Consider the following 6,822-nt stretch of genomic DNA (forward strand, 5'->3'; position numbering starts at 1 on the left):
GCCCCACGGCCTACGCCGACGTGGACGAGGAGGAGCTCCCCGACCCGGCCGCGGCTGGCGACGGTGACGGTGACGGCGACGGCGACGGCGACAATTCAACGCGACGCCGCCGCAGAGGCCGCCGAGGTAGGGGCCGTGCCCGGGTCGACGAGGAGCTCGAGGGCGCCGACGATGAGTTCGCGGTCACCGTCGATCGGCCGGGCACGCGTTCGGATGAGTTCGACGACGGTGACGGGTCCGGTCGGTCAGGCCGTATCGAGGCCGGAGACCCCCGCGACCCCCGCGACCCCCGCGACGATGATCTCGACGACTCCGATGCCGAAGGCGCCGGGCTTGCGCCCGGCGCAGCGGCGGGCGGGTACGACGAGGACCAGCCGGTGGGAAGCTCGCGCCGGCGCCGTAGGCGGCGTCGCCGGGATGGCGCCGCGATCCCGGACGACATCGCCCCGGACGACCCCCCGGCCACGGTTGTACATGTTCGCGAAAACCGCGTTCGGGACGACGAGGTGCGCGGGGTCAGCGGTTCGACCAGGCTGGAGGCGAAGCGCCAACGTCGCAAGGAGGGCAGGGACAACGGCCGCCGCCGTCCGCCGATCGTCACCGAAGCCGAGTTCCTGGCCCGTCGCGAGGCCGTCGAGCGACGCATGGTCGTGCGCAACGCCGGTGACCGTACGCAGATCGCGGTGCTTGAGGACGGGGTGCTTGTCGAGCATTTCGTGACCCGGGCGAGTTCCTGGTCGTATGCCGGGAACGTCTATCTCGGCCGGGTCCAGAACGTGCTTGCGAGCATGGAGGCGGCGTTCGTCGACGTCGGCAAGGGCCGTAATGCCGTTCTCTACGCCGGGGAGGTCAACTACGACGCCTCCGGGCTCGACGGGCGGCCCCGTAAGATCGAACAGGTGCTGAAGTCGGGCCAGTCGATCGTCGTTCAGGTTTCCAAGGACCCGATGGGGCACAAGGGTGCTCGCCTGACCAGCCAGGTGAGTCTGCCCGGTCGATATCTGGTGTACGTGCCGGATGGGCAGAACGCGGGGATCAGCCGGAAGCTTCCCGATACCGAGCGTGCCCGTCTGAAGACGATCCTCAAGAAGATCACTCCTGAGAACGGCGGTGTGATCGTTAGGACCGCGGCGGAGGGCGCCAGCGAGCAGGAACTCGCGCTGGACGTCGCTCGGCTGTCGGCCCAGTGGGAGGACATCCGCCGCAAGGCGGGGAAGGCCACCGCCCCCGCATTGCTCTACGGCGAACCCGACCTGGTGATCAGGGTCATTCGGGACATCTTCAACGAGGATTTCGCCGAGCTGGTGGTCCAGGGAGTCGAGGAGGCCACGATGATCGAGGACTATGTCGACATGGTGGCGCCGGACCTGCGCGAGCGAGTCCGCCGGCATGCCGACACGGTTGACGTGTTCGACGAGTACCGCGTCGACGAGCAGCTTGCCAAGGCCCTTGACCGCAAGGTCTGGCTGCCGTCGGGGGGATCACTCGTGATCGACCGGACCGAGGCCATGACCGTCATCGACGTCAATACCGGCAAGTTCACCGGTAAAGGCGGAAATCTCGAGGAGACCGTTACCAAGAACAACCTGGAGGCCGCCGAAGAGATCGTCCGTCAGCTCCGGCTCCGTGACATCGGTGGCATCATCGTCATCGACTTCATCGACATGGTCCTGGAGAGCAACCGCGAGCTTGTGTTGCGGCGCCTGACCGAATGCCTCGGTCGGGACCGTACCCGTCATCAGGTCGCCGAGGTCACCAGTCTCGGGCTGGTGCAGATGACCCGCAAGCGGGTGGGCCAGGGGCTGCTCGAGGCGTACAGCGAGCCCTGTGCCCACTGCGGTGGGCGTGGTGTCATCGTGCATCTGGACGGCCAGGCTGCGCCGCCCGGGCGGGCCTCCGGTCCGCCGGATCTGCCGGCACTGGACGATCCGCTGGCACCGGACGATGCGCCGGCAGATGTGGCGGCCGACGCCGACCCGAACGGTGAGACGGTGGCCGCCGGCGTCGGGGCTCCGCAGGCCGTGAGCGCGGATCCGAACCCGACTTACGCCGGACCCGGGCAGGCGCCCACGCTCGACGGTGTCACGTCCGACGGTGTCACGTCAGATGGGGCGACGAGCGGTTCGGGGCTGCCGTCGTCCAACGGTCCCCGAGCGGCCGGCGCACGTGCAGCCGGCCGCCGGCGTGCGTCGCGTGCGGCAGCCGCACCGCAGGAGGCCGGCGAGGCGGCCCACACCCTGTAGCGACCCGGGCGCTCTTTGGCCTTCGGCGGTGCGAGAGGAACCACGATCGCATCGCCGAAGGCCATCTAGATCTTTTTGTTGCTGAGCTGCGGTGGTAGGCGCCCGGTCCAGGGCGAGGCGCTGGACCGGGCAGCTCGGCGGGGCCAGCTCAGTGCCGGCGGGGCCAGCTCAGTGCCGGACGGGTGACGCGTCGCCGACGGCACGGTAGTGCGCCGGCTCCCTGCGGACGAGGTCGCAGCGTGGGTCGCCCTCGTGCAGGAGCGCGTCCAGCCGTGCGCGGGACCGCCGCAGTGCGCCGTCAACCGCAGCGCTGGCGCGGCTGTTGTCGCCCATCTGCAGGGCGTACGAGGCTACGACCAGGGCCTGGACGACGTCATCCTGAGCTGAGAGCGCATCGCTGTTGGTATCGGGGGCCGGTGCCCGCCCACCGGCGGCGAAGGCGTCGGTCGAAAGCCCGCGAGCACGTACCGCAAGCCAGCATGCCGCGCAGGCTGTGCTCAGCGCCCACGCCGCGCGCACTCCGGCAGGCAGGCCCACCAGGCTGTTTACGGCGACCCCGATCACGGTTGTGACGATGACAGTGGATGCGGCGATCGTGGCTGACCGTCGCGGTGGGTCGACCGTCCGAGCCGAGGTCATCAACGGCCAGCCCACAGTCAGGACAGCGGTGACCGTGGCGGCACCAGCCGCCCAGATCACGACCTGCCAACCCACCGCGACCCAACCCCCGTCCAGGCGAAGGGCGATGCGAGAATCTTGCTTCGCGCCGCCGTCGGCCACACGTTGCACCTGCCAGCCCCGCTCGGGCGCCGGCCCCGTCAGTCCGGGCGCTCGTACCCGTTCGTCCACGTTCCTACCGCCACAGTGCCACCGGTCCGCTCCGTCCGACCGGATGTTCATCCGATGCTCAGCCGAACGGGCATCGGTGGGTCCGCGACGATCCGATGGTCGCGCGATAGTCGGCGACACGCCATGGTCCATCGGTGCCATGGCGGGATGCGCCCCCAGACCCTGACCGATGCCGGGGCCGGCGGTGTCAGGTCGGCGTACGCGCCTGTTAAGCTAATGCAATCAGGGCCGGACACGGCTGTGTTTTCGCCGTGTGGGAGATGCCCGTCCGACTTCAGCAAGGAGAATCCGGTGTACGCGGTCGTGGCCAGCGGCGGCAAGCAGCACAAGGTCGCCGTCGGCGATGTCGTCGATGTCGAGCTCGTCAAGGGCGAGCCGGGCGCGGCCGTCAACCTGCCGGCGCTTCTGCTCGTCGACGGCGACGTGGTTACCCACGACAGGGACGTGCTCGCGTCCGTCGAGGTGACCGCGGAGGTCGTCGAGATCGTCAAGGGTCCTAAGATCAGGATTCACAAGTTCAAGAGCAAGACCGGCTATCACAAGCGGCAGGGCCACCGTCAGAAGTTCACCCGCCTGCGGGTGACCGGTATCGAGACCGGGAAGGCCTGAACGACATGGCACACAAGAAGGGCGCGAGCTCCTCGCGCAACGGTCGTGACTCCAACGCTCAGCGGCTCGGTGTCAAGCGTTTCGGTGGTCAGTATGTCAAGGCGGGCGAGATCATTGTTCGCCAGCGGGGCACGCACTTCCACCCCGGCTCGCAGGTGGGCCGGGGCAGTGACGACACGCTGTTCGCGCTGGTCGCCGGGCATGTCCAGTTTGGTACCCGTCGGGGTCGTCGGGTCATCAACATCATCTCCGTGGAGGAGCTGGTGGCCGCCTGAGGTCGGCGGCAATCCGATCAACTGGGCCGATGCCGGCGTGAGATGAGGTCGTTCGTGCGTCCGCAGGTTCCACGGCGGGCGCGCTGCGAGTGACGTGCGGCGAGTGACGTAACGACGATGGAGAAAGGCAGCTGTGCCCACCTTCATCGACCGGGTCATCCTTCACGTCATCGCAGGGGATGGCGGGAATGGCTGCGCCTCGGTTCATCGCGAGAAGTTCAAACCGCTCGGCGGCCCGGACGGCGGCAACGGCGGTCGTGGCGGGGACGTCATCCTCCGGGTCGACCCGAGCGTGACGACCCTGCTCGACTTCCACTTCCATCCCCATCAGCGGGCCTCGAGCGGTCGTCCGGGTCAGGGCTCCAACCGGCACGGCGCCGACGGTGTGGATCTCGTGCTGTCGGTGCCGGACGGCACTGTCGTCCTGCGGCCGGACGGCGAGCAGATCGCGGACCTGGTCGGCGTTGGGAGTGACCTGGTCCTCGCCGGTGGCGGCCGCGGTGGTCGCGGCAACGCGGGGCTGGCCTCCGCCCGGCGCAAGGCCCCGGGGTTCGCGGAGCTCGGTGAGCCGGGGGAGCAGCTTGACGCCGTCCTGGAACTCAAGACCGTCGCGGATGTGGCGCTGGTGGGTTTTCCCAGCGCGGGTAAGTCCTCGCTGGTCTCGGTGCTCAGCGCGGCCAAGCCCAAGATCGCAGACTACCCTTTCACCACCCTCGTGCCGAACCTCGGCGTGGCGCTGGCCGGTGACCTTCCCCCGTACACGGTGGCCGACGTCCCAGGTCTGATCCCCGGGGCCAGCTCCGGGCGCGGCCTGGGCCTTGAGTTCCTGCGTCATATCGAACGCTGCTCGCTCATCGTGCATGTGCTGGACTGCGCCACGCTCGAACCCGGCCGTGATCCCGTCAGCGATCTCGACGTCATCGAGGCGGAGCTGGCTGCGTACTCCGCGGACCTCTCGAACCGGCCGCGGGTGGTCGTCCTGAACAAGATCGATGTTCCGGACGGCCGTGACCTGGCGGAACTGGTCACGGCCGAGATCGCCGCTCGCGGGCTGGGTGTGTTCGCGGTGAGCAGCGCCACCCGTGAGGGCGTCCGCGCGCTCTCACTCGCCCTGGCCGAACAGGTTGCCGCACACCGGGCAGCCATGCCGACGGACTCCTCCCCGCGGGTCGTTCTGCGTCCCCGTGCGGTCGATGAGGCTGACTTCACCGTCCGCGCGCACGAGGACGGATTCGTCGTGACCGGTGCCAAGCCGCTGCGATGGGTGCGTCAGACCGACTTCGGTAACGATGAGGCGATCGGTTTCCTCGCCGACCGGCTGGCCCGTCTCGGGCTGGAGGCCGAGCTTGCCCGGATGGGGGCAGAGCCCGGAGTCGCGGTTACCATCGGTGACGTCACTTTTGACTGGGAACCGCACCTGAGCGGACGTGGTGGGCGCGCCGCCCGTCGCGATGCCCTGGTTGCCGATTCTGTTGCCGCCGGATCCGTCGCCGCTGGATCCGTTGCGGCTGGATCCGTTGCGGCTGGATCCGTTGTCGCCGACTCTGTTTCCGGTGGGTCTGTTGCCGGTGGTTCGCGAGGCGGCGAGCCCGTTGCGGCCGGCGCCACCCTCGGCCCGCGTGGCAGTGACGACAGGCTCACCGCCACCACCCGACTGACCAGGGCCCAGCGGTTCGCCCGCCGGGCGGCTGATCGCGACGCCGGAGGCGGGTGGGATGACGACGTCGACTCGTGACAGGGTCGACTCGTGACCATTCGTGACTTTGTGATCCGGGCTGACCGGGTCGTGGTGAAGGTGGGATCGTCGTCGTTGACGACCGCGAGCGGCGGTATTGACGGTGATCGTCTCGATGCCCTGGTGCGGGCGCTGGTGGCACGCGCCGGCCGGTTGGTACTGGTGTCCTCGGGTGCAATCGCCGCAGGCCTCGCGCCACTGGGGCTGGCCCGGCGTCCCCGGGATCTCGCGACCCTGCAGGCGGCGGCGAGCGTCGGTCAGAGCATTCTGGTGCACCGATATGCCACCGAGTTCGGGACGGCCGGGCACCGGGTCGGCCAGGTGCTGCTCACCGCTACCGACGTGATCCGCCGCACCCACTACCGCAACGCCCGGACCACCCTGGACCGGCTGCTGGACCTCGGTGTCGTGCCCATCGTCAACGAGAACGACGCCGTTGCCACGCAGGAGATCCGCCTCGGCGACAACGACCGCCTCGCGGCGATCGTCGCGCATCTCGTCTCCGCGGATCTCCTGGTCCTGCTGTCCGACGTGGACGGTGTCTATGACGCCAATCCGCGGCGCGGCCCGGCCACCATGGTCCGCGAGGTTCGGACCGATGCGGATCTCGACGGGGTCGGCACCCGGGGCACCGGCAGCGCCGGAGTCGGGGTCGGGGGTATGGCAACGAAGATCGAAGCAGCTCGGATGGCCGCCTCGGGCGGGGTCGCGACCATCATCACGTCGGCGGAGAACGCAGCCGACGCCCTTGCCGGCGCCGAGGTGGGCACGGTCTTCCACCCGACCGGACCGCGCCGGGCGTCCCGCCTGCTGTGGCTGGAGCACGCGACAATCCCGCAGGGCCGGCTCTTTCTTGACGACGGCGCGGTGGCCGCAGTGGTCGACCGCCGGGTGTCGCTGTTGCCCGCCGGCGTCACGAAGGTCGACGGCGATTTCTCCGCCGGCGACCCGGTGGACCTGGTCAGCCCGGCGGGCCTGCCGGTCGCCCGGGGCCTGGTCGCCTACGATGCGGCGGAGCTGCCAGGCATGCTGGGTCGTTCGACGTCCGACCTTGCCGCCGAGTTCGGCTCATCCTATGAGCGTGAGATCGTCCACCGCGACGACCTCGTCA

6 protein-coding genes are annotated in these 6,822 nt (G+C 69.4%); 5 read left to right on the forward strand and 1 reads right to left on the reverse strand.

What is annotated here, in order from left to right:
- A partial coding sequence (locus tag U9980_RS16865) for an Rne/Rng family ribonuclease (protein ID WP_322768791.1) occupies positions 1–2,243 on the forward strand: 2,243 nt, incomplete at its 5' end.
- Between the two features lie 168 nt (positions 2,244–2,411).
- On the opposite strand, the gene U9980_RS16870 is transcribed toward U9980_RS16865, so the two are convergent.
- Entirely contained in the window at positions 2,412–3,143 is a 732-nt protein-coding gene (locus U9980_RS16870) for an MFS transporter (RefSeq protein WP_322768792.1), read from the reverse strand.
- Positions 3,144–3,383: 240 nt separating this feature from the next.
- Between U9980_RS16870 and rplU the strand changes: the two genes are divergently transcribed.
- The 4 genes from rplU to proB form a co-directional block, all read left to right on the forward strand.
- Positions 3,384–3,701, forward strand: a complete 318-nt coding sequence (gene rplU / locus U9980_RS16875; protein ID WP_322747280.1) for a 50S ribosomal protein L21 — start codon at positions 3,384–3,386, stop codon at positions 3,699–3,701.
- Positions 3,702–3,706: 5 nt separating this feature from the next.
- Positions 3,707–3,976, forward strand: coding sequence for a 50S ribosomal protein L27 (rpmA, locus tag U9980_RS16880; protein WP_239332063.1), 270 nt, complete (start codon positions 3,707–3,709; stop codon positions 3,974–3,976).
- A 133-nt stretch (positions 3,977–4,109) separates the two neighbouring features.
- Complete coding sequence (gene obgE / locus U9980_RS16885) at positions 4,110–5,711, forward strand: GTPase ObgE (protein ID WP_322768793.1); 1,602 nt, start codon at positions 4,110–4,112, stop codon at positions 5,709–5,711.
- Positions 5,712–5,729: 18 nt separating this feature from the next.
- Positions 5,730–6,822, forward strand: a 1,093-nt coding sequence (gene proB / locus U9980_RS16890) for a glutamate 5-kinase (protein WP_322768795.1), incomplete at its 3' end; no start/stop codon positions are given.

The sequence above is a fragment of the Protofrankia sp. Cr1 genome, from assembly GCF_963555865.1.
Taxonomy (GTDB): Bacteria; Actinomycetota; Actinomycetes; order Frankiales; family Frankiaceae; genus Protofrankia.

Bases quoted from the DNA above. Each gene is read 5' to 3' on its own strand.
- U9980_RS16870 (WP_322768792.1), bottom strand. From the start codon at position 3,143: ATGAACATCCGGTCGGACGGAGCGGACCGGTGGCACTGTGGCGGTAGG.
- rpmA (WP_239332063.1), top strand. From the start codon at position 3,707: ATGGCACACAAGAAGGGCGCGAGCTCCTCGCGCAACGGTCGTGACTCC.